This window comes from Halobacteriovorax sp. DA5, from assembly GCF_002903145.1.
Classification (GTDB): domain Bacteria; phylum Bdellovibrionota; class Bacteriovoracia; order Bacteriovoracales; family Bacteriovoracaceae; genus Halobacteriovorax_A.
Map to the genome: position 1 here is coordinate 1 of NZ_PPDJ01000012.1, position 23220 is coordinate 23220.

The 23220-nt window shown below is 35.7% G+C and carries 29 protein-coding genes; 22 read left to right on the top strand and 7 right to left on the bottom strand.

Annotation, left to right across the window (positions count from 1 at the left end):
- The 3 genes from C0Z22_RS14515 to C0Z22_RS14525 all read left to right on the top strand — a co-directional run.
- Positions 1-496: GrpB family protein (locus C0Z22_RS14515; RefSeq protein ID WP_103219092.1), on the top strand; the 496-nt coding region annotated here is incomplete at its 5' end.
- The gene (locus tag C0Z22_RS14520) at positions 474-890 is read left to right on the top strand and encodes a hypothetical protein (protein WP_103219093.1); all 417 of its coding nucleotides are present in this window, start codon (positions 474-476) and stop codon (positions 888-890) included. The genes C0Z22_RS14515 and C0Z22_RS14520, both read left to right, overlap by 23 nt.
- Before the next feature lies 1 nt (position 891).
- Entirely contained in the window at positions 892-1377 is a 486-nt protein-coding gene (locus C0Z22_RS14525; RefSeq protein ID WP_103219094.1) for a GrpB family protein, read from the top strand.
- Between the two features lie 87 nt (positions 1378-1464).
- Here C0Z22_RS14525 and C0Z22_RS14530 read toward each other — a convergent pair whose 3' ends face one another.
- A complete protein-coding gene (locus tag C0Z22_RS14530; protein ID WP_103219095.1) occupies positions 1465-3453 on the bottom strand; it encodes a DEAD/DEAH box helicase in 1989 nt (662 codons plus the stop codon).
- 122 nt (positions 3454-3575) lie between these two features.
- Here C0Z22_RS14530 and C0Z22_RS14535 point away from each other — a divergent pair, with 122 nt between their 5' ends.
- The 8 genes from C0Z22_RS14535 to C0Z22_RS14570 all read left to right on the top strand — a co-directional run bounded on the left by C0Z22_RS14535 (position 3576) and on the right by C0Z22_RS14570 (position 8647).
- A complete protein-coding gene (locus tag C0Z22_RS14535) occupies positions 3576-4295 on the top strand; it encodes a hypothetical protein (protein ID WP_103219096.1) in 720 nt (239 codons plus the stop codon).
- 33 nt (positions 4296-4328) lie between these two features.
- The gene (locus C0Z22_RS14540) at positions 4329-4766 is read left to right on the top strand and encodes an N-acetyltransferase (protein WP_103219097.1); all 438 of its coding nucleotides are present in this window, start codon (positions 4329-4331) and stop codon (positions 4764-4766) included.
- 11 nt (positions 4767-4777) lie between these two features.
- The gene (locus C0Z22_RS14545) at positions 4778-5803 is read left to right on the top strand and encodes a lipoate--protein ligase (protein WP_103219098.1); all 1026 of its coding nucleotides are present in this window, start codon (positions 4778-4780) and stop codon (positions 5801-5803) included.
- Positions 5804-5824: 21 nt separating this feature from the next.
- On the top strand, positions 5825-6664 hold the full coding sequence (locus C0Z22_RS14550; protein WP_103219099.1) for an alpha/beta hydrolase: 840 nt from the start codon (positions 5825-5827) through the stop codon (positions 6662-6664).
- 3 nt (positions 6665-6667) lie between these two features.
- Entirely contained in the window at positions 6668-6907 is a 240-nt protein-coding gene (locus C0Z22_RS14555) for a hypothetical protein (protein ID WP_103219100.1), read from the top strand.
- Between the two features lie 26 nt (positions 6908-6933).
- The gene (locus C0Z22_RS14560) at positions 6934-7344 is read left to right on the top strand and encodes a hypothetical protein (protein WP_103219101.1); all 411 of its coding nucleotides are present in this window, start codon (positions 6934-6936) and stop codon (positions 7342-7344) included.
- A gap of 89 nt (positions 7345-7433) precedes the next feature.
- On the top strand, positions 7434-7880 hold the full coding sequence (locus C0Z22_RS14565; RefSeq protein ID WP_103219102.1) for an N-acetyltransferase: 447 nt from the start codon (positions 7434-7436) through the stop codon (positions 7878-7880).
- Positions 7881-7966: 86 nt separating this feature from the next.
- A complete protein-coding gene (locus C0Z22_RS14570; protein ID WP_103219103.1) occupies positions 7967-8647 on the top strand; it encodes a peroxiredoxin-like family protein in 681 nt (226 codons plus the stop codon).
- 9 nt (positions 8648-8656) lie between these two features.
- On the opposite strand, the gene C0Z22_RS14575 is transcribed toward C0Z22_RS14570, so the two are convergent.
- Positions 8657-9436: a hypothetical protein gene (locus tag C0Z22_RS14575; protein ID WP_103219104.1), complete on the bottom strand. Its 780-nt coding sequence runs from the start codon at positions 9434-9436 to the stop codon at positions 8657-8659.
- Between the two features lie 129 nt (positions 9437-9565).
- On the opposite strand from C0Z22_RS14575, the gene C0Z22_RS14580 reads away from it, so the two are divergent.
- Complete coding sequence (locus C0Z22_RS14580; protein ID WP_103219105.1) at positions 9566-9937, top strand: tRNA-binding protein; 372 nt, start codon at positions 9566-9568, stop codon at positions 9935-9937.
- Between the two features lie 17 nt (positions 9938-9954).
- Positions 9955-10362, top strand: coding sequence for a GFA family protein (locus C0Z22_RS14585; protein WP_103219106.1), 408 nt, complete (start codon positions 9955-9957; stop codon positions 10360-10362).
- Positions 10363-10379: 17 nt separating this feature from the next.
- On the opposite strand, the gene katG is transcribed toward C0Z22_RS14585, so the two are convergent.
- A complete protein-coding gene (katG, locus tag C0Z22_RS14590) occupies positions 10380-12506 on the bottom strand; it encodes a catalase/peroxidase HPI (RefSeq protein ID WP_103219107.1) in 2127 nt (708 codons plus the stop codon).
- Positions 12507-12700: 194 nt separating this feature from the next.
- On the opposite strand from katG, the gene C0Z22_RS14595 reads away from it, so the two are divergent.
- The 3 genes from C0Z22_RS14595 to C0Z22_RS14605 are packed head-to-tail and all read left to right on the top strand — an operon-like array spanning position 12701 to position 14392.
- A complete protein-coding gene (locus C0Z22_RS14595) occupies positions 12701-13036 on the top strand; it encodes a hypothetical protein (protein WP_146037915.1) in 336 nt (111 codons plus the stop codon).
- Positions 13037-13049: 13 nt separating this feature from the next.
- Complete coding sequence (locus tag C0Z22_RS14600; RefSeq protein ID WP_103219109.1) at positions 13050-13670, top strand: DUF6151 family protein; 621 nt, start codon at positions 13050-13052, stop codon at positions 13668-13670.
- A complete protein-coding gene (locus C0Z22_RS14605) occupies positions 13670-14392 on the top strand; it encodes a phosphatase PAP2 family protein (RefSeq protein ID WP_103219110.1) in 723 nt (240 codons plus the stop codon). The genes C0Z22_RS14600 and C0Z22_RS14605 overlap by 1 nt, the downstream gene beginning before the upstream one ends.
- Before the next feature lie 55 nt (positions 14393-14447).
- Here the strand turns inward: C0Z22_RS14605 and C0Z22_RS14610 are convergent, their stop codons facing one another.
- Positions 14448-15194 carry an endonuclease I family protein gene (locus C0Z22_RS14610; protein ID WP_103219111.1) on the bottom strand — a complete coding sequence of 249 codons (747 nt, stop codon included), beginning with the start codon at positions 15192-15194 and terminating at the stop codon, positions 14448-14450.
- 245 nt (positions 15195-15439) lie between these two features.
- Here C0Z22_RS14610 and C0Z22_RS14615 point away from each other — a divergent pair, with 245 nt between their 5' ends.
- The 3 genes from C0Z22_RS14615 (at position 15440) to C0Z22_RS14625 (ending at position 18212) form a co-directional block, all read left to right on the top strand.
- A complete protein-coding gene (locus tag C0Z22_RS14615; RefSeq protein WP_103219112.1) occupies positions 15440-15763 on the top strand; it encodes a hypothetical protein in 324 nt (107 codons plus the stop codon).
- A gap of 79 nt (positions 15764-15842) precedes the next feature.
- A complete protein-coding gene (locus C0Z22_RS14620; RefSeq protein WP_158246946.1) occupies positions 15843-17819 on the top strand; it encodes a hybrid sensor histidine kinase/response regulator in 1977 nt (658 codons plus the stop codon).
- Between the two features lie 159 nt (positions 17820-17978).
- Entirely contained in the window at positions 17979-18212 is a 234-nt protein-coding gene (locus tag C0Z22_RS14625; RefSeq protein WP_103219114.1) for a hypothetical protein, read from the top strand.
- 30 nt (positions 18213-18242) lie between these two features.
- On the opposite strand, the gene C0Z22_RS14630 is transcribed toward C0Z22_RS14625, so the two are convergent.
- Both C0Z22_RS14630 and C0Z22_RS14635 read right to left on the bottom strand, forming a co-directional pair.
- Complete coding sequence (locus C0Z22_RS14630) at positions 18243-18536, bottom strand: hypothetical protein (RefSeq protein WP_103219115.1); 294 nt, start codon at positions 18534-18536, stop codon at positions 18243-18245.
- A 102-nt stretch (positions 18537-18638) separates the two neighbouring features.
- Positions 18639-18983: a hypothetical protein gene (locus tag C0Z22_RS14635; RefSeq protein WP_103219116.1), complete on the bottom strand. Its 345-nt coding sequence runs from the start codon at positions 18981-18983 to the stop codon at positions 18639-18641.
- A 149-nt stretch (positions 18984-19132) separates the two neighbouring features.
- On the opposite strand from C0Z22_RS14635, the gene C0Z22_RS14640 reads away from it, so the two are divergent.
- The 3 genes from C0Z22_RS14640 (at position 19133) to C0Z22_RS14650 (ending at position 21842) form a co-directional block, all read left to right on the top strand.
- Positions 19133-19591, top strand: coding sequence for a VOC family protein (locus C0Z22_RS14640; RefSeq protein WP_103219117.1), 459 nt, complete (start codon positions 19133-19135; stop codon positions 19589-19591).
- A gap of 47 nt (positions 19592-19638) precedes the next feature.
- On the top strand, positions 19639-20853 hold the full coding sequence (locus C0Z22_RS14645) for a chloride channel protein (protein ID WP_103219118.1): 1215 nt from the start codon (positions 19639-19641) through the stop codon (positions 20851-20853).
- 119 nt (positions 20854-20972) lie between these two features.
- The gene (locus tag C0Z22_RS14650) at positions 20973-21842 is read left to right on the top strand and encodes a hypothetical protein (RefSeq protein WP_103219119.1); all 870 of its coding nucleotides are present in this window, start codon (positions 20973-20975) and stop codon (positions 21840-21842) included.
- A 58-nt stretch (positions 21843-21900) separates the two neighbouring features.
- Here C0Z22_RS14650 and C0Z22_RS14655 read toward each other — a convergent pair whose 3' ends face one another.
- Positions 21901-23202 (bottom strand): ectonucleotide pyrophosphatase/phosphodiesterase, encoded by a 1302-nt coding sequence (locus C0Z22_RS14655; protein ID WP_103219120.1) that lies wholly within the window; start codon positions 23200-23202, stop codon positions 21901-21903.
- Positions 23203-23220 lie beyond the last annotated feature (18 nt).

Genomic DNA, 23220 nt, shown 5'->3' on the forward strand with positions numbered 1-23220 from the left:
AACACCTTCAAGTGTGAAGAGCCCTAATCGAATCGTTGAATCATTAAATATTAATTCGTTAAAATTGCACCACTGCGGAAGCACTGCAATTCCAAATATTGTCGCAAAACCAATACTTGATATCGTTGGTGAGATTTCTTGTTTAGAAGAGTTAGATAAAAAGAAAGATTTACTTGAGAAGCTCGGTTACGAATATAAAGGTGAATATGGGATCGAAGGTAGGAGATACTCTGTTCTCTATAACTTCGAAAAGACAAAAGGGTTTTGTCATCTTCACATCTTTGAATCAGGTAGTAAGGAACTTAAAGACCATATTATTTTCAAAGATTATCTTATTTCCAATCCAAGTGCAGCATTGAGATATGAAGAGCTTAAAAAATCTTTGGATATACCAAGAAGTGAATACTCAAATGCAAAAACAGAAATTATCTCAGAGCTATTAAAAGAGGCATATAAAGAAAGGAGTTCTCTTTATGAAGACAAAAGAATTATATAACCCATTGGTGGGGTTTCTTATTGGCGAGTGGGATAATGTTAGCTTTGAAATTTCAAATGGAAAAGAAGTCAAAAGAGAAGTTTATCCTGAAACGATGGTTGGTAAGAGTGAGCATGTCATTACAATCACGGCGCATGGGTTTAGAGACGGAAAAGATTTAACTAAGGATATGTGCCTAGAAGTTAAAGGTGAAAAAGTTATCATGTCACAAGGACCTTTCAGAGCAGAGGGGATTGTTAAGGGGAATGTATATTATCTAGAGGGGAAGTATGAGGAGATGATTTTTAAGTTTAGGCTTTATACTATGGGAGATAAGTATGTTTTTCATAGGGAAACATGGATAAATGGAAATATTCAAAAAATGGATATGTCTTATCTTGTAAGAAAGAAGTAGTATGAAATTTTATGAAGCACAAGACTATCAAGATAAAGTGAATGAAATTTTTAAGGACTTAGAGTCTGAGCTATCTCAACATCTTGTTAATGTTCGAATCATTCATATTGGAGCATCATCAATCCCTGGTGCTGTCTCTAAAGGAGACTTAGATGTTTTTGTTGGTGTGGATAAGAAAGACTTCGAATCAAGTTTAGTAACAATTAAGAACCTTGGCTACGTTGAGAAAGAGGGCACTTTAAGAACTCCTCAGCTTTGCATGCTGATTACAGAAAAATATAATCATGATGTAGCAATCCAGTTAGTTGAGAATGGAAGTGAATTTGAAGACTTTTTGAAATTTAAAAAATTATTGTCTACCAAACCTTCTCTCGTTGAAGAGTATAATGAGCTCAAACGAAGTTCTTCTCATCTTAATGAAGATGAATATAGAAGCAAAAAATCGAAATGGGTTGAAAGTCTATTGAAAAGCCTCATGATGGAATAAAAAGAATCAAAGGCCCTATTTATAGAATATGCATTCCAGGTGCTCTTCCTTTACGTACGGCAAGTGAAAAGTACCTGGAACAAAAGATTAGGCCAATGTTATTTTAATCTTCTTCATTCGGCCTTCACCAATTGAGACTGTTTTAACTTCTTTATGCTTATCAAGGTGTTGATGAACAAGTCTGCGATCTGATGCGTTTAATGCTTTTAGTGTTACTGGCTCGCGAGAGTCTAGAACTTTAGCTGTCTCACGCTCAACCATCTTAATAAGACTGTCTTCCTGACTCTTTACACCCTTACACTTGAAATTTAGTCTAACTTCTCTAGGAACTTCAACACTGTTGTAAAGGTGAAGTCTTGTCAGGTGCTCAAGAGCTTGGAGTAGTTCATTATTATCTCTTGTTAATATTTTCTCATCTGCTCCAGAAAAGAAGATCTTAATATCCTTTCCATTAAATGAGAACTTTGCAAATAGCTTCAAGTTTGCCTTTTTAATAAGATTAATTAGAAATGGCATCACGATTTTTTTATACGTTGGCCTAAGGCTATAAGTGAACTTTGTAAGCCTCTTTCCAAATAAGAAGAACTTCTTGCGTCCCTGTGTCGATTCATCAAGGCTTAGTTGTGAATCATACTTTATCTTAAAGAATGCAAGAGCGGCTGCCTTCGCACTTTCTTGAGAGTCTGCTTGAATCGTAAACGTTGGTGTATTTGGTTTCTTTTCTATTTTTACAACTGGCTTACTTATTGATTGATCATTAACAGTTGTTTTCTTCTCTCTTTCTGGAGTTTTCTTCTTAGTATTATTTTGGGCTTTTTTGCGTAGAGGTTTCTTGCGCTGATCTTTTTGCTCTTGTGTTAATGGTTTGCCAGTTGTTCTATCGACAACTTTAAAAGTTTTGCGGTCAATGAATGGCTTCTTTGAAAGATTTTTCGATATATCTTCTGGGCCAACGTCTAACTTTGGAATTTTATCACCAATAAAATCTTGAATAGGATCTAGGTATTCACAGTCATCAAATGAACAAAAGCTTATTGCTTCTCCTTCGCAGCCTGCACGACCTGTTCGACCAATTCGGTGAACATAATTTGCGGCATCTTGTGGAAGATCGTAATTGATAACAAGATTAACATCTTTTATGTCGAGACCTCTTGCTGCAACATCTGTACAAACAAGGATTGTCGTCTCTTTCGATTTAAAGTCTTTGATAAGCTTTGTTCTCTTAACTTGAGAAAGGCCACCTGAAATTGCCTTTGCTTTGAAATCCATTGCGATCAGCCATTCAGCAACTAAATGTGTTTGAAATTTAGTATTACAGAAGACTAGGGCGTATGCATCTTCATGATTTCGTATGAGGTTGACAAGAAGTCCCATCTTCTCATTTTCATTAATCATCGCTAGCTTATGATCGATGTGATCAACAACCATATTGTCTTCATTTAGCTTGATCTCAATTGGAGTTGAGTTGAACTTGTAGGCCGTATTTAGAACTGCCATATTAGTCGTGGCCGATACCATGATTAATTGTCTATCATCTGGCATTTGGCCAAGTGTGTATTCAATATCTCTTTGGAAGCCCATATCAAATAATCGATCAGCTTCATCAAATACGATTCCGTAAGTGCGATCAATGAGGACGGCTTTTTGCTTAAGTAGGTCTACTAAACGTCCTGGGGTTGCAATAATGATATGAGCACCCTTCTTTATTTGCTCTTTTTGCTTTTCGAGGCTTTCACCACCAATAACGCAAACTGTTTTAATTCCAGAGTCACTACCTAGATCTTTAAAGACCTTTGCAGTTTGTTGCGCTAGCTCTCTTGTCGGAGAAAGGACAACGTAATGAACCTCATCAACTTCCACGAGGTCATCATGAATGATATGTTCGATGATCGGGATTGCAAATGATGCAGTCTTTCCAGAGCCTGTTTCAGCAAGAGCAAGTATGTCTTTACCTTCTAAAATTGGATCTATTGTTAGTTCTTGGATGGCGCTTGCTGTTGTGAATCCACATTTTTTGATGGATTCAAGGAGGCCTGCGCTTAAATTAAAGTCTTCAAATGGTATATTATTTGTCATAGCAATCAATATACGTTAAACGACGCACTAATCTAAGTAATTTCTTAAATTTAATTGTATTTACTGCGTTTAAGTGCATTTTTGCCTTTTTATAGCGAATTATATCTAACTATAATTAACTTATGAAGAAAATTCTCTTTTTAGGACTTGGACATTTAGGACAGCACTTTCTTTCCCAAAATAAAATACACGAAGTTATTGGGACAAGAAGAAAGTCAGATGAATTAGAAACTAACCTCATCGAATTCTCTTTAGGTGAGAGCTGGAAAGCTTCAAAGGACTTTGATGTTATTATCATTTCATTTCCACCTGTCGAAGAATACTCTCTTAAACTTCAAAAACTATTAGATGATTTAGGGCCATTAAATAAAGTTATTTTTATTAGTTCGACTTCGGTTTTCGGCACAGGCCAGATAAATGAAGATAGTATGAAAGTTGGTCATACAAGAAATGCTAAAGAGCTTATTGAGTGCGAAAAATTGATATCACAGTTGAATGATTATGTAATTGTCAGGCCAGGTGGCCTTATTGATAGTAAACGCCATCCAAAGTTCTTTTCTAAGAAAATGTCAAAGCTATCAAAGTCAAAAACTAATGTTAATCTAGTTCACACAAGTGATGTTGCTGCATTTTTACACTACGCAATTGGTCACAATATTAGTAATGAAGATTTTAATCTGGTTTGCGATGATCATCCTACTAAAGAGGAATTCTATCGTAGCTTTAATTCGACGATATCTTTTGATTCAGAAAATTCAGAACTTCGAATAATTGATAATTCTAAGAGTAAAAATACTGGTTTTACTTATCATTATAGTAATCTTTCTTGGTCTAAACTATAATAATTAAAATTTTTTAGATATAGTGAGGCCACAATGAATATTAGAACGCCTAGTCTGTCAGACGTAGATAAGTTATTTCAAATCGAATTAGAAAACTATGGTGAGCAAGAGGCGACTGAGAAAGAAACTTTTCAGGCCCTAGTTGAATTTCCAGAAGACTATATCGGCTATGAGCTTAAGGTACTAGTAGATGCAGAGGTAATCGGATTTTATTGTACCGTGGAAGAGGACGGAAATATCGAGCTAGTTGATATTGCAGTCTCAAAAGATTTTCAAGGAAGGGGTCATGGCTCAACGTTACTTGAAGAATGTTTAAAAAATCATGCTCAAATGCCTTTATCTTTGACTGTTAGAGAAGATAATTATTCGGCAATTGCTTTATATAAGAAATTTGGTTTTAAACAAACTGAAATCGAGAAAGATTACTACGATGATTGTAATGGCCTGCGATTTGAGAAAACAGATTTATAAATAGGAATAATATGAGTAAGAAAGTAAAAATTTTTGTAGCTGAACAATATGATCCATATTTTAATCTCGCGACAGAGAATTGGATTTTTAACGATATGGACACGGATTCTCATGTTCTCTTTCTTTGGCAAAATGATGAAACTGTTGTCATTGGAAAGCACCAAAACCCGTGGACAGAGTGTATTACAAGTAAGATGGAAGAAGACGGGGTGAAACTTGCTAGACGCCAAAGTGGTGGCGGGGCGGTTTTTCATGATCTTGGAAATACTAATTTCACTTTCATGTCATCTAAAGAGTCATACGATAAGGACGCCAATAATAAGATCATTACAAATGCTTTAAAAACGTTTGGGGTTGAAGCCTTTGCTAATGGAAGAAATGATATTGAAGTGAAAATTGCACAAGAAGAAGGATCAAGAAAAATTTCTGGTTCGGCCTTTAAGGTAAAGAGAGATCGAAGCTTTCATCATGGAACACTTCTCATTAATGCTGATCTAAGTAAACTTGCTAACTACTTAAACCCTAATAAGAAAAAACTAGAGTCAAAGGGGATCAAGTCAGCACGTGCACGTGTGATGAACCTTTCAGAACTTAACTCTGAAATCAATCATGAGAGTCTTTCAAAGGCCATTGTTGAAGAGTTTTGTCGTTTCTACGATGCCCAAACACAGGTAGAGGTTTTAAACTACGACTTCTTAAAGTCTGTTCCTAAAGTTAATGAATACTATGAGGAATTAAAGGATTGGAATTGGCTTTACGGGAAAACGCCGAAGTTTAATCATCAATTTGATGAACGCTTTGACTGGGGTGGTGTTGAAGTTCATATAAATTCAAATAAAGGAATAATGGAAGAGGTGACAATCTTTAGTGACTGCTTACACCCACCTTTAATTGAGTCTTTTGCTGAAAAACTAAAAGGCATTGCTTATGATGTTAATGCTGTTCAAGATACCTTGAATAAACTTAAAGAGGACTTTCAAGATCATCATAGTGAAGTGGATGATTTTTCCAACTGGCTTGTCACAAATATCAGATAAATTAGAATGGAGCATTAATAATTGAAAGACATATATATTTTAAAAGATAATTTAAAGACATGCTTTAGGGTAAGTGGAGCAGAATCTGGGAAACCTGTCCTTTATATAAATGGTGCAGGGATGAGTGGTAGTTTAAATTTCTATCAAGAAGACCTTATAAATAATAATATCAAGCTTTATTCGATTGATAGGCCTGGCTTTGGTCAGTCGGACTTCAATGAAGATAAGTCTTTTTCTAGTATCACTGAATCAGTAGAATTGTTATTAAGAGAGCTTAAGTTAGATCAGATTGACGCTATCGCATTCTCTCAAGGTGCGCCTTTTTTGTACCATATGTGCTTGCATGGGATTGTTAAAAAGGCCGTCATAGTTTCTGGTCAAGATGATCTACATTATAAAAGTACTTATGAGTTACTTGATGAGAATACGAAAGGTTTTGTTAACTCTGTAAGTAGTGGCCAATTAACATGCGATGAATTTCAAAAAACTTTCAATCTGGATGGTTTTATAGAGTTCGTTATTGGAACATCTTCTGAAGTCGATAAGAAGGTCTATACGCAAGATTCATATAAGAAGATGTATGGCGAATGTCTTCAAGAAGGGATTGGAAGTTCATTTGAGTCTTATTATCAAGACCTATTTATGTGCTTATCTCCTTGGGGCTTCAATCTTGAAGAAGTTACAACAGACGTATTCCATCTATATGGGAAACATGATTATAGCCCAGTTCATTCACCAGATTTTGGAGAGACTCTTACTCAAAGAAATTCTAACTTTACAGCTGAAGTAATTGATAGTGTTGGTGGAGCCTTGATTTGGACTCATGGCAGTTATATTTTGAAAGGGTTATGCTACAATTAGGTCATGGAATATCTCATTACTTTAGCGACTCTTATTTTTTGTCTAAGCTGCCAATCGAAATCTGAAGTTGACTATGACCAATACATAAAAAAGTGCAATGGTAATAGTTGTTGTGAAAGCTCTATACGAAATGCCAAGGCCTCTGAATCTATCATTCTTGAAGATGGAAAAAGTTGTCCTGATGGATATCGTGTTGAGATGCAAAAGTGTATTGGTAGCAAACGTTGGTGTGTGAAGTTATAAAATAAAACAATCAGGGGAGTTTTTATATGAATAGATTAAATTATAATCGTGTTTTTTATTATGGATTAAAACTAGCACTTTCTTTTGCTTTTTTTAGTGCAGTAGCTGATCGATTTGGACTTTGGGGTGCAGCAGGAAGTGAAGGTGTATTCTGGGGAAACTTTGATAATTTTATTTCATACACTAAGCTTCTAAACCCATGGGCACCTGCAGCTTTAGTGACGATACTTGCGTGGTTTGTGACTATCTTGGAAGTTGTTTTAGGTTTGGCTCTTTTGACGAATATAAAGACTAAGGAAGTGGCATTTGTAAGTGGCGTCTTATTAGCAATCTTTGGACTTGCGATGATTTTTACGCTTGGTGTAAAACCCGTTTTTGATTACAGTGTTTTCAGTGCTGCATTCGGGGCATTCTATCTTTCAACAAGTCGATCATAAATAGGTATTAGCTAACTTGTTATAAGTTGTTGAAATTTCCATCGGTACCCGTGTACCTTTGGAAATTTTGTGGTATATTCTGCGTCCTTATGAACCATTATGAGTATAAAGAATATTCGCAAATCTCTGATGAGGTCTTTGAAATCGTTTCTCAAACGAATTCACAGATCTTTAGTACGCCGTATTGTGTCGACAGAATGTACTCAAAAACAAAAGACTGCACTAAGTTTCTTGCACAATTTTACTTTGATGGCAGCCAGCCAATCGCCTTTAAAGTTGGCTATGATTGTGGTGATTATTTCTACAGCTGGGTAGGTGGTGTTGTGCCATTTTATCGTGGTCAAAAATTAGCGACAAAATTGATGGAGAGGCAACATGAGTGGGCCAAAGAGCAAGGCTTCACAAAGGTTCGTACTCACACTGATGCTCGCTATCCAGAAATGATTGAACTCAATGAAAAATTTGGTTTTAAGTTAATTGATACTAGAATCAAAGAAAATCATATCGAACAGCTAATTCTAGAAAAAAACTTATAGTCATACTTAGAGTTTACAAAAACCTAACATTCAAATCCCATACTAAGGATATTATTTTTTTAATTTATTTTTAAAAAGGGATATCAATGAAATTTATATCAATCTTAAGTGCACTTATACTTACTCTTTCATCTTTTGCAGAAACTTCTCTTCAAGATCGACTTAACGAAAGAAAAGAGAAGGCCAATAAAAAGCGCTCTGTTGAAGTAACTAAGGTTATGGATGAAGCCCTTAAACATCTTAAAGATTCTGGAATTGTCGAAGAGAGTGTGAAAAAAGGCACTAAAGTTCCGAGTTTTAAAATTGGTGGGAAAGATATTAGTGAATATTATAAAGATGGAAATATCATTGTAAGCTTCTACCGTGGAAGTTGGTGTCCATACTGCATGATTCAACTCAAAGAGTATCAAAAGTATTATGAAGAAATTCAAAATAAAGGTGCAAAACTTATTGTTCTAGCACCAGATACCAAGAAGGAAATTGCTAAAACTAAAAGAAATCATAAATTAAATTTTCCAATTTATTCGGATGTCGATAATAAGATTGCAAAAAAATTTGGATTAGCTTTTAAACTCGAAGAAAGTTTGAAAGCCGTTTATTCAAAGTTCGGGATCGATATTGAGAAAAATCAAGGTAATGATAAATTTGAGCTACCTTTGCCTGGTACTTATATCATTAATAAGGAAGGACAGATCATTTATGCTTTTGCAGATGCTGATTATACGAAAAGGGCCGATCCCAAAGATTTATTACAATATTTAAAATAGAAGTTACACTTAATAGAATGGGTCTTTGATATAAGTTTCTAAGACTCTTTTCTTTCTAAGTTTTGTTGCATCACTATCTGGTAAATACTCTAGTAGACTAAGAATATTTGTAATTCCTGTAAGCGTTTTTGTGACACCATTCATAACTCTATCTCTGCCAGTAGAGACACCATACCTTTGACGATAAAAGAAATAGCGATCTTTTAAGAGTTGCGACTGACCAAGTTCAGTGGCTGATGTTGTTAGGTTGAATTTAAAGACAGCATTAAATTTTGTTAGCTTTTGAAGTTTCAAATCTTTTTGATCTATATTCTTTAGTGATTTTCTTAGCACTTTAGCAATATAGGCCCTCAAGAATCTCGAACCAACTGAAATTTTAGTTCGCTTCTCCTCATATTGTGCGTTCTTATCCAGATAGAATGTGACTTGAAAATGTCCTTGGGCCTCAATTTCAACGAGTTCTTCTGGGTACGTTAAGTTTTGTTCAATTTTTGAAAATATTTGATTTGCTTTTGCTATTCCAATATTCGAGTTCGTTGAAATCTTGGCATCGTCTATGTTTAGGTGTTTTGGATTAATGGAGAAGTCTGAAAGCTTTAATCCCTTTGCTCTATAGTTTTTTGAGAAATTCTTTTGTATAGAGCTCTTTTTTTGTTTTAAGGATTTTACTTTCATTTTGATTGGTTCTCTTTGTGTAATTTTTTTGATTTGATCATTCTTTGAGTATGAAAAGAGCAAGAGAGTATGAAGTAAGAAAGAGATGGTTAAGCTTAATTTAAATTTTTTCATTACATCTATTGTATTTTTCAAATGAAAATTCTGTGGTTAGTACCTTGTCAATTTTGTGTGAATTTTAATTATTTGGTGACCACTTATTTTTCTTGTATAATTTAAAAAGTAATAAAAGAAAGGATACTTATGCATTTGGATTTTGAGCCGAGCGCGCCGGCGCTTACTGATATAGATTTTAGTAAATTTTTAGAAGTTGATATGAGAATAGGGGAGATTCTTGAGATTGAAGATTTTCCAGAAGCAAGAAAGCCTAGCTATAAACTCAAAATTGATTTTGGCCCAGGTGTAGGTGTTAAAAAATCAAGTGCTCAAATTACTGTCCACTATAAGAAGGAAGAGCTGATTGGAAAGAAGGTCTTGGCCGTTGTTAATTTTCCTCCAAGGCAAATTGGAAAGTTCATGTCGGAAGTTCTTGTTATGGGATTCTCAGATTCTAATAACGATATTGTCCTATTTAACCTGGATAAAGATGTGCCAAATGGAGCACGTCTACATTAGTCCAAGGGAGAGTTTAAATGAGTAATTTACATAAAGGTTCATGCTTATGTGGCACCATTGAATTTGAAGCGGAAGGGGCTTTTGATAATTTCTTTCTATGCCATTGTAAGTACTGTCAAAAGGATACGGGATCTGCACATGCTGCAAATCTTTTTGCAGGTAATTTGAAGTTTAACTGGCTTAGTGGGGAAGATAATATTCAATCTTACCAATTACCTGAGACGAGACACTCTAAATCTTTTTGTAAGACTTGTGGCTCGGCCGTTCCAGGAGTTTTTAGCGAAGGGAAGCTTGTGGTCATTCCGGCCGGATGCCTAGATACTCTTGTTGATATTAAACCTAGAGCACATCTTTTTATTAAAAGTAAGGCAAATTGGGATGATAACTTAGAGAGCATTTTAAAATTAGAAGGTCTACCTAGTTAGGCAGACCTTCAGTATATTTATTTTTTCAATTCAAATCGATCGAGATTCATCACTTTATTCCAGGCCGTAACAAAGTCATTTACAAATTTTTCTTTTGAATCATTTTGAGCGTATACTTCTGAAATTGCTCTAAGCTCTGAGTTAGAACCAAAGATTAAGTCAGCACGAGTTGCTGTCCAAGTTGATTTTCCTGAAGAAAGTTCGATAGCTTCAAAAATTTCATTATTACTATCTTTTGCTTTCCATTCATACTTCATATCAAGAAGATTTGTGAAGAAGTCATTAGAAAGGACACCAACTTTATTAGTGAATACACCATGCTTTGAATTGTCATGGTTTGCTCCAAGTACACGAAGCCCACCAATTAGAACTGTCATTTCTGGAGCAGTTAAAGTTAATAGTTGCGCCTTATCAAGTAGAAGCTCTTCTGTTGCTACTGTGAACTTTGTTTTTAAGTAGTTTCTAAAACCATCTGCTTCTGGTTCAAGAACTGCAAATGATTCAACATCAGTATTTTCTTGTGTTGTATCCATACGTCCTGGTGTAAATGGAACTTCCATTTTTACTCCTGCGGCAGCTGCAGCTTTTTCAACACCTGCACAACCTGCTAGAACGATAACATCTGCAAGGGAAACGGTTTTATCAAAATCTTTTTGAATTTTTTCTAGTGTTGCTAGAACTTCACTTAACTCGCTTGGCATATTTACTGCCCAATCTTTTTGAGGAGCAAGGCGAATACGTGCACCGTTGGCACCACCACGCATATCTGAACCTCTAAAGCTTGAAGCTGATGCCCAAGCCGTTCTTACCATTTGAGAGATCGTAAGAGGTGAGTTTAGAATTTGATTTTTTAATTCAGCGATATCAATCTCATTAATAAGCTCATGGTTAACAGCTGGAATTGGGTCTTGCCAAATCAGGCTTTCACTTGGTACTTCTGGCCCAAGGTAGCGAGCTTTAGGTCCCATATCTCTGTGTGTAAGCTTAAACCATGCTTTTGCAAAATTTTCTCTAAACTCTTCAGGGTTTTCCATATAGCGTCTAGCAATTTTTTCGTAAGCAGGATCAAATCGTAAAGAAAGATCAGCTGTTGTCATCATTGGTCTGTGTTTTTTTGAAGGATCATGTGCATCTACTACCATATCTTCATCAGCAACATCTTTTGCAAGCCACTGCCATGCACCTGCAGGGGACTTAACTTTTTCCCATTCGTATTTGAATAGAGTTGTCAGATAGCCATTATCCCATTTTGTCGGATTTGGCTTCCATGCACCTTCGATACCACTTGTAATCGTGTCACCACCTTTTCCTGTACCAAAGTTATTTTTCCATCCAAGTCCCATTTGCTCTATTGGAGCAGCTTCTGGTTCTCGTCCAAGGTTTGAGTCTGGAGCTGCCCCGTGACACTTTCCAAAAGTGTGCCCGCCAGCAACAAGTGCAACTGTTTCTTCATCATTCATCGCCATACGAGCAAATGTTTCACGTACATCAATTCCTGATGCAACAGGATCTGGGTTGGCGTTTGGTCCCTCTGGATTTACATAAATTAGGCCCATTTGAACTGCTGCGAGAGGCTTTTCAAGTTCACGCTCCCCTGTGTATCTCTTGTCACCAAGCCACTGTGCTTCTGTTCCCCAGTAAACATCTTCTTCTGGTTGATAGATATCCTCGCGTCCTCCAGCAAAGCCGTATGTTTTAAATCCCATTGACTCTAGAGCGCAGTTACCTGCAAGTACAAATAGATCTGCCCATGAAATTTTATTTCCGTACTTTTGTTTCACTGGCCATAGAAGTCTTCTGGCCTTATCTAGATTTCCATTGTCTGGCCAACTATTTAGTGGTGCAAATCGTTGGTTACCTGTATTGGCCCCTCCACGTCCGTCAGATGTTCTATATGTACCGGCAGCGTGCCAGGCCATGCGGATGAATAGAGGACCGTAGTGTCCGTAATCTGCAGGCCACCATGGTTGTGAGTCTGTCATTAATGCAAAGATATCTTTTTTTAGTGCACTCAGATCAAGTGAGCTAAATTCTTTTGTGTAATCAAAATCTTTTCCCATTGGATTTGCGAGTTCAGAATGTTGTCTTAAAATGTTAAGTCTTAGGCGCTCTGGCCACCAATCGTTATTATTAGTTCCCCACATAATTAATGCTCCTTTGATGAGTAAATAATTTTTTCTTAAATTATATATGAAAAATGCTTATTAATGTCTTTAATTTTTATTTATGTTTTTGAATTTGATTTTTGCCAGAACGTCTTTGAAGTTCTTATAATTAAACTTCAATTACAAAAGGTTTTTATATGCGATGCGTATTAATGCTATTAGCAATTTTCTTGATGAATTTATCCTACGCTTCGGCCAACTCTAATAAAAGGTTAGATGGACTTCTTTGTGCTGTTGAATCAGCAACATATTATAAGAGAGTTCTTGAGTCACAAAACTTAGAAGTAGATAAGTATAGACACTGTAGTGTTTCATGTATTGTTGGTATCGAATGTGGTGTTAGCTCTTCTGCTGTCATTGGTGTTGCAAAAGAGATTTATGATCTCTTTGGTGGTGGCCATGCTGAATGGGCAGATCTTTTGGCCAATATACATGGGCTTCACTTAAGTCAACGAGCTGATATTCAAAATTTTGAAGATTGCTCTGCCTCTTGTAAACGCATTTACTAAAAGGATAAGAAAGGTGGGTAGGAAATTAATTTCTCTAAAGTGTGAGTGTGGCTCAGTTGAAGGTGAGTTAACAATAAATAAAAGCTTAAATAATCATGTCGTTTGCTGTTGTGATGACTGCCAGACGTATGCACAGTATTTAGGTCGAAAAGATCTTCTTGATAAGTTTAATGGTACGGAACTTTTTCAAACTGCGCCTCGCTATATAAAAATCACGAAAGGCCAAGAACATCTTTCGTGTTTAAGGTTATCTCCAAAAGGCCTCTACCGCTGGTATGCAGGATGTTGTAATTTTCCAATGGTTAATACTCTAGGTGCAAAAATTCCATTTAATGGACTTGTTTGTGCATTTGTTACAGGCGATAAGTCAGCGTTAGGGGATATTCAGTCTTATAATATGATGAAGTTTTCTTCTTTTAAATCTAGTGAGTGGCCAAAAAATGGCTTCGAAAAATTTTCAAAACTTGCGGGACTTTTTATTTTAAAACTTCTTTCTTTGGGCACAATTCTTAGATTAACAAAGCCTAATTCTTTCTTTGATCTTGATTCTGGTCTGCCAAAAGTAGAACCACAGATACTATCAAAAGAAGAAAGAGATTATACAAGAAGTAAAATTCTACACATTGATAAGTAATGAAGCTGAAACAAAAGTTAATCTTACTTATTTTGATATTAAGTTTTCAAAAAACTTACGCCAATGAATGCGGCAGCTTTCTTTCTGATTTTACGGCACCTATTTGTACGGATGCTAAGTACATCTTTTGGACCGGGACAGGGATTACACTCGGACTTCGTTTGCTAAAAGAATATAAAGGAATTGATGAAATTCAAGAACGTGCTGCTCAGAAAAACCACCTTAAAGATCTTGGTCAATTTGGTGGAGATATTGGTTATGGTGTTCTAAATGGTGCCTATATTATTGGACAATATTTTTGGGGCGGAAGGCTTGGTAAAGAGCGTGCTTCACATATGTTACAAGCGACTGCCTACACAGTTGGAACAACAGTTGCTTTAAAGACTGCCGTTCATGAAACAAGACCTGGATATCCCGACGAAAATGACTCGTTTCCTTCTGGTCATGCTTCTGCTTCATTTGCATTTGCTTCTGTTGTAACTGCACAACATGGCTGGGGCTGGGGTTCTGCAGCACACTTGGCCGCTATTTTTATTTCTTTTAGTCGCTTAAATGATAGTTGGCACTATCTACATGATGTTACTGCTGGAATGACTATAGGCTTAAGTTATGGATGGGGAATTTATTTTAATCATGTGGAGTATAATAAGCCTTACTGGTTAACTGTGCTTCCTACAGCGAAGCTCGATGGCCTTGCATTTAGTTTTTCACAAAGTTTTTAAAAATAAAAAAGGGCACTTAATAAGTGCCCTTGTTTTTTATCTATGTAAATTAATTCTAGAAGTCAGTAATTCTTGAAACTAAATCTGGAGCGTCGATAAAAGGATTTCTATTTCCTTGAATGTCTTCAATTCTATCATTTCTTACACGCTCATCTTCATCAACAGGATCTAGCTCATGCCATTGGCGAAGAGTTTCTTCCATTTCCGTGCTGATTTTACGGTCGTAACGAATAGAAAAGTAGAACATTGCTCTTGCAACATTACCTTTGTGGTAAGTTGGTGGCTCGTATGTATTTCCATCAAATTTAGATGCTGGACAGTAGTCTAGTCTTGAGTTCTTTGCGTCTACTTTTCCAAAGTTATAATTACCACGCGTACTATTTGCTCTGTTTTGAGAAGGGTATAGGTGGTGAAGATCACCTACTTGATATTTTGCCAGAGCACCACGATCAAATTTAGATTGTGGCCAAGTGTGCTCACAATTTACTACCTCGTGGTTAGGGATTGTGCCCTTAGCGATTTTTCCAATTCTTGGAGTTGAGTTTGTATATACTTCGTCACAGTATACATCGCGAATATATAAGCTATTTCCATTGTCTCTTTCTAGGTGAAGATTTCCAAAAAGGTGCTTTCTTGCAACTTTATAAGAGTTCTTCGTGTGACCTTTTGTCGTAAGTCTTTCAAGTTCATAGCGAATACCATCAGAAGATCCTGAGCTTGCTAGGATTTCTTTGGCCTTTTCGAGGTTGCTTGATGAGTATGCGCATAAGCAAAGTGCGGATACAATTAAAAGTTTAAACATTCAATTCTCCAAGTGTTCATTATTGTGTGTGTATAAATGTTATAAGGTAGTAGTATTAAGTTGTCTAATATTTAAAATTAGTCATATCTAATAGGTTTTTTGTTTTTATGTAATATCCAGTGGTTTGCGAAGCATCATGAAAAACTCTTATTCCAGCAATCGAATCTATTCATTTTTTTTATTAAATTGAATTAACTAAAGTCTTCTTACTCAAAATGATTTGGGGTTGGATTAAGGAGAGTATTATGAAAAAGTTAATTTTAGGTCTTGCAGTTGTTCTGAGTTTTTCTAAAGCTGTTTACGCAGAGGTTGTTGTTATTCCACAAAGTTCGATAAATTTATATGTTGGTTCTTTCTCTAGTATGGAAGCTGAATTGAAGGATAAGATTTTTGAAGCGGCCATTGAAAAGTGTGGAGACTTAGAAAACGCACGTATTGGTAAAACTGAAATTCAATTAACATTAGGTAATGTTTTCAAATTTCCAGTTCAGTCAAAAGCTTTAGAGGGCTTAATTGAGGGCTCATACCCACAAGTAAGTGCTGTTACGAATATATCTTGTCGTAGGTAAAGTTTGGTTAAAAATAATGGCGTATATCAGGTCATAATCTTAAGTTAAGTTCGCAGTAAACATAGACGATTTGTTTACTGTGAAACTTGGCCTGTCAAAAATCTCATTAATAATTCTTGTCTTGGGAATCTCTTTCCTTGCGCTCTTATATCATCAAAGAGAAGTGCTTCTTCGTGACAAGTATCAAGAAGAGTTTACTAGTGGTGCTCAAAAGATTATTTCAAGTATACAGGCCAATCGAATTGTTCGTGGTGAAGCCTTGGTTGGGATCTCACATTTCTTTGCTTCGTCATTAAATGTAAATAAATGGGAGTTCAATAACTTCACAAAATCAACTTTAAATAAATTAAATATCTCGGCCATTTGTTATAGCGGTGAAAATGGAACAACTTACGAAACTTTGCAGTCTAAGGGAAAGACTTGTGGCAAGTTTGGCAAGAATAATAAGGTGATTTTTGATACTGCAACATCCGATATTATCTTACAAGAATTTGTAAGCTCTGTTGATGGAACTAAGGGGAGGGCCTATATGATCTTTTCGTTCTCCTCTTTATTACCTTCAAATGTCAATCGAGGAGACTTGTCAGATTATCGAGTGAATCTAGATGTCGGTTATGGTGAAGGTGATAAGAATTACAATTTTTATCGTCAAGAGGAGCCATTTGCTACAGATGGTAATACAAATTATTACTTAACTGTATCTAGTCCAAAAACTTTATCAACACTTACGGTTTCATTTGATTACATTATTAACCTTGTTCTCTTTTTATTCATCATTATCCTAACTGTTTACATTATTGAAACAGGAAGAAAGCGAGAGTATCTGATTTCAAAAAAAGTAAAAAGACAAGAAGAAGCAATAAAAAAGCAGTATGAAGAATTAGGAAGACAAAAGAAGTTGGCAAGCCAAAATGAAAGGTTGGCCTCGATTGGAATTCTTGCTGCAGGAATTGGGCATGAAATAAATAATCCATTAACAATTATCTTAGGTCATTTAAAGTCTTTGAAAAAAAGAGTTACTAATAGTCATAAAGAAGAAATTATTGAAAAGATTGAAAAGTCAGAGTCAGCTGCACTTCGAATAGAAAAAATTGTATCAGGCTTAAGAAAGTTTTCACGGCAGACTCAAGATGATGAGCCAACAGATTTTAGTGTGCAAAATGTTTTTAAAGATACTGTCTCAATGCTTAAAGACTTCTATGATAAAGATAATGTACATCTAAATCTCTATATGCATGTGAGTGATGAAGCATTGATAAAGGGTGAGAGAGGAAAATTTCAACAAGTTTTAATCAATTTAATTTCAAATGCTCGAGATGCAGTTGAAGGGAAGGAAAATGGAAAGATCAATGTCATTGTAAAAGAAAATAATGATCGAATTATTTTTAAAGTCGAAGATAATGGCCATGGAATTAGTGAAGAAGAACGTGAGAGAGTATTTGATCTGTTTTATACCACCAAGGATGTTGGTAAAGGTACAGGAATGGGACTTTCCATTGCTCATGGATTTATTAAAGATGATTTTAACGGAAAGATTGCATTGAAAAGTGTTGTTGGTATTGGAACAGTATTTAAAGTTTCACTCCCGATACATTATGGAAGAGAAGAACTACCATCACAGGAGAATAAAGTGGTTAGTTTAAGTGATTTTAAGATGAAGTTTCGTGCAATTGTAGTTGATGATGAAGAAGGTATTAGAGATCTACTTCAGGAGATTCTACAGGATGCAGGAATTACTGTATCGCTAGCAGAAAATGGTAAGGTTGCTTATGAAATGTACCTCCAAAGGCCAGAGGACTATGACCTAATTATAACTGATATGAAAATGCCTGTTATGAGTGGCCCAAAATTAATTAAAAGTATCAGAAACAATAAACAATTAAAGCAGCCGAGAATTTTAATTTCAACAGGCTGTGTGAGTATAAACTTTGAAGGCGAAGATCGTGAAGTTGCTGAAATGGTTGACGGATTTTTGTATAAGCCGTTCTCCGAAGAAGATATAGTTCAAGAAATCACAAAGGCAATGAATGTTGCTGTTGAAAAGAAGATCGCTTAACAATTAAGAATGTAATAGTAAATTGTTTGGTTTTTGTTAAGTATGTTAAGTTTTGAATAAGTAATTGCCGGGCCCTTTCGCCCGTCGTAGAAGTGCATTAGAATAGAATGGTAGCAACGTTTAGGCGTTGATTCAGTTTAAGAAAATTAGGAGTGTAAGATGAAGCGTTTATTTATTCTTGCTATTTTCTTAACTTCGCCACTTTCTTTTGCAGCTAATGAGAGAAAAATTAACAGCTCTGAAACTTACAATGCGCCAAAGAGTAAAGTGAATGAATTAAGCAATTATGCAAATGGAAAAAAGAGAAGTCATCAAAGAAAGAACTACAAGAGAAGTTATGATGACATCCAGGATTACCGCGAGGTACTCCAATCAGAAACAAGAGAACGTTAAAAAAAAGGCTACATAAAGTAGCCTTTTTTATTATAGTAGTGATAGTTCAAAGCTTACGACATCGCATCTCTCGTCAATTACCGTCTCAAGCTTATATGCACCTGAGTAAGTATTGAAGTAAGCCGAATAAAGATCTAGTCCTTCTTCGTTTAGTCCGTTAAAAGAGATATTAGTTTGATATTCGTTATAAACTTCGTCGTAAGAAACTGCTAGCTCTTGAGCTAGGATATCCATTGACTGAAGTTCAGCTTCTAAGCGACATGAAGCGTATGTGCTTGATAATGCAATAATAGAAACAAGTACTAGTTGAATAAATGATTTCATAAGGGCTCCTCATATTGATTTAAAGAGCTTATATGAATTTTGTTTTGATAGGTCAATTAGCATTGAGTATATATGAAAAAATTAATCTAATCTTGTTATAAATTACGGATTCCCCATAATATCTTTTACCTGAGATTGGATATTCTTAAATTGCTTGGAGTTAAAATCAATATTTTGGGCAGCACTATCTACTGTTAGCTCTGTGTTTGTATTTGTCGTTTGCTGTGAGGCAAGCTTTCTTCCTAATTCACTTAGTTGGTTCCATTCTTGATCTGGCATTGCTACCAGTTTTGACTTTGCTTGCTCAGCTTCATCTTTACCAATGATTCCTCTGGCAACCATTTGGTCAATCATTGAGACTGTTGCATTGCGATCTATTTGCTGAGCATAGACAAATGTCGATAGTTTAAGTGATAAAATAAGTATCAATGGCCTTAAATAATTCATATTTGTCTCTCTCTATTCATATACCAAATTCATGCAGAGATTATAAATGAGAAACAGATTTGACCAAAAACTAACGAAATTTTAGTACTTTATATAGATAAGTCTTGGTAAAGTAGACCAATATTTGACAACTAATTTTGGAGGTTAAAATGAAGTTTCTCCACACAATGGTTAGAGTAACTAGCCTAGACGAAAGTATGGACTTCTATTGTAATAAACTTGGACTTAAAGAGGTTCACCGTATCGAGAGTGAAGCGGGTAGATTTTCACTTGTCTATTTAAGTGCACCTGAAGATGAAGAAAAAGCATTAAAGGAGCAAGCTCCACTAATCGAGCTTACTTATAATTGGCCTGATGAAAATGGTAATACTGAAAAGCTACCTACGAGTAGTCGAAATTGGGGCCATCTAGCGTTTCGTGTTGATGACATTTATGAAACTTGTCAGAAACTAATGGATCAAGGGGTGACAATTAATCGTCCACCTAGAGATGGATATATGGCATTCTTAAAATCGCCAGATGATATCTCAATAGAGTTACTTCAAAAAGGTGAGCCATTGGCCCCATCTGCACCATGGAAAGATATGGAGAATATCGGATCTTGGTAAAATTCATATTAATGGACGCTGCTGTGTTTCTAACCTAGAATAGAAATATGGCAGCAGACATTGGTAATGATACCCGAAATATAAAATACTACTTTTCTTTTATCGCTCTTGGCGTCCTAACTGGAATTGCTTCGTCTGTCTTTTTACACCTTTTAAAAATCGTTACATCTTTAAGGTTTCGTTATAGCTACCTTATTTATTTTCTTCCAATTGCAATGGTTGCTGTAAATTTCTGTTATAAGAAATTTTCTCCAATAAGTGAGAAGGGAAATAATCTTATTATTGATGAAATTCACAATCCAAAAAGGGATATTCCCCTTATCATGATTCCCCTGATTTTATTTTCGACGCTACTCTCTCATTTATTTGGTGCAAGTGTTGGCCGAGAGGGAAGTGCTGTTCAGATGGGGGGAGCAATTGGCAATTATCTGGCTAAATTATTCAATCATTCAAAAAGAAAGAGGGCGGTTCTTCTTATGGCCGGATGTGGGGCCGGGTTTGGCTCTGCTATTGGTGCTCCCTTTGCTGGAGCAATCTTTGGCATTGAGGCCATTTACTTAAATGCAAGAATAAAGTTATCGACTTTTCTTGAGTGCTTAATTGCTTCTTATATTGGCTTTTACACAACACATCTATTATATGCGCCACACTCAAATTATATTCGATTCAAATTTTTAGGTTTTTCATGGAATCTAATCTTCTATGCACTTATTGCTGGAGCTGCCTTTGGTCTAGTTGCAAGGATATTTGTTTTAACTGTTGAGAAATCAAAATTGAAAATTAAAACTTTGGGAAAACCTTTGCTAATTACATTTACGGGAAGTGTTGTTTTATTACTTTTCTACTTTGTACTTAATGACTTCTACAAGCAGCGCTACACTGGACTAGGTATCGAAGTTATTCAGCAGGCATTAATAGAAGTTGTTTCAATAAAAGATTTTATTTTAAAATTCATACTCACGGCAATTTCTCTTGTTTCAGGAATTAAAGGAGGAGAGTTTACACCTCTTGTTTATATTGGAACGACAATGGGCTCTTGGATGTCATCGATTGTTGTGATCAATCCAAACTTTCTCGCTGCTCTTGGTTTCTGTGTTGTTTTTGGAAGTGCTTCAAATACACCTCTTGCTTGTATTGCTATGGGAGCTGAGATCTTTGGTTATGAATTATTGCCATATCTCTTTGTTGCGATGGCCGTAGGACAATTTGTCTCGGGTAAGAAGACAATTTACACATCTCAAATCGTTAAGAAGTTTAGATAGTTGACCAAAATACTTTCTAATTAAATCTGGCAAGTTAAATTTTTTTCTTCACAGACTGTTTTTTTAATTTCTATAATAACTTGTTTATATTTATTTATGTGCTTTCAGGGAGGAAAGAGATGAGAAAATCAACGCTATTGATTGCTCTTTTTGCTGCAATCTTTTCAATTCAATCTTATTCATGTGATATTCATGGAAAAACAGGAATCATGCCAGAGAACGATCTATACCGTGGTGTTGACGCACTAACAGGTAATGGAATGACTGAAGAGTTATTCAATATCATCATTGATCGTGCAAACGAAGTTTACGCTCCAGTTGTTGAAACTGAAGGTGCGACTCTAAAGTTTCACCGTAAATGGGAAGATGGAACAGTAAATGCTTACGCTAACCAAGGTGGCGGAGTATGGAATGTTCACATGTTTGGTGGTCTTGCTCGTCACGAGCTAGTATCTCCAGATGGATTTGCTCTTGTAGTATGTCACGAACTAGGTCACCACCTAGCTGGTGCTCCAAAAATCAAAAGATTTTGGGTTTCTTCATGGGCATCAAACGAAGGTCAGTCTGATTACTGGGCTTCACTTAAGTGTTTCAGAAGAATCTTCCAAGATGATGACAATGCTCGTATCGTATCAAAAATGGATATCGATCCAGAAGTTGAGTCAAAGTGTAATGCTGTTTGGTCTGATTCAAATGAAAATGCTCTATGTAAGAGAATGGCACAAGCTTCAAAAGGTCTAGCGACTCTTCTGAACTCTGGTCGTTCAGTATCTTTCACAACACCAGATATGTCTGTTGTTAGAAAAACTGATGACAAGCACCCAGCTGGTCAGTGTCGTCTAGATACTTACTTCCAAGGTGCTCTTTGTGACAAAGACCTAAATGATGACGTATCTAAAACAGATGCTCTTGCTGGTACTTGTAACAGAGTAGATAACTACGAAACAGGTATTAGACCACTATGTTGGTATAAGCCAAAAAATATGTAATTAAATTTTAAATTATATATAAAAAGAAAGGCAGGTTTTAAACCTGCCTTTTTTATTTCTATTGATTGATGACTTCTTGGATCGCTTCAATTTTACCATCAATTTGATAATGGTTATCAAGGCCTAGAAGCCTTAAGACAAGAGGGAAGATGTGAATATTCTCTTTTGAGTCTGCAATGTAATTCTTTTTAAAATCTGGCCCTTGAGCGTAGAAAATTCCATGCATCCTCTGATTTGTAAACTGATCCCAGCCATGTGAGCCCGCCGGTGTATCAAAGTCTGTTGCGGCAATCCACCAACCAGCATTAGCAATACAGGCAAATGTTCCAATACGAACATTATTTTTGAAATTGTATCGTGATGGAATTGAATCTTTATCATAGCACTTAAAGTTCTTTGCTTTTGCGTTTATTTGTTTAAGTGTTGCTTGAATATCTAAGACGATCTTTTGTTCTATTTCTTTTTTATAGAATTGAACAATTGGTCCCTCTCCAAAAATTCGATAATCATCTTTTAACAGGGCCAGCGTTTCATCTTTTAAGATGATTTCCTTCTTGTTCTGATCAATATCTTCCATTCCATGATCTGAAACAATTATGATATTTAGATTTGGAACAAGTTTTGTTGCTGCTGTGATTAATTTCTCAAGAGAGGTGTCTACATTCTCAATGGCCTCTTTTACTTCTTTTGATTTTGTTCCGTAATGGTGGCCGGCAGAGTCCACATCTGGGAAGTAGAGAGTCATGAAGTATGGCCTTTCTTTAGTCGGTAGTTTCAGCCATTCTAGGATCTGTTTGATGCGATTTTCATGTGGCATTTTATGAATATAGTCATACCAATACGAAGGTCTTATTCCTGAAATATCAGCTTCAGATCCTGGCCAAAATAGAGTAGCAGTCTTTAGTCCTTGCTCTTCTGCAGCTGTCCAAATCGTAGGTGAAAGATAGAAGTTCTTATTTCTTACCGCTTTTCGATCTTTTAGAGAGTAGTTTAACTTTAGATCTGGAGCATAGAAATGATTTGCCACAATTCCATGATTCATCGGGTAGCTACCTGTTGCAATCGAGAGATGATTTGGAAATGTTTTCGTCGGATAAGAAGGAATGAGACTTTTTAATTGAGTTCCTTCATTTGAAAATTTTGTTAAAAATTTTGGTTTATAGTTCTTTGTATAATCGTATCGATAACCATCAAGAGAAATAAGAAGTACAGGGTTTATATTTTGTAATTCTTCTTCAGAGGCCACATTCTGGCTTGATCTCTCAATATGATAACTATTCTTGTAAGTGGAGTCGTTCTTCGTACATGAGCTATACGAGAATAAGCTTATTATTGCTAACGGAGCTAGTAACTTCTTCATTGGTTAATCCCTTGTAAA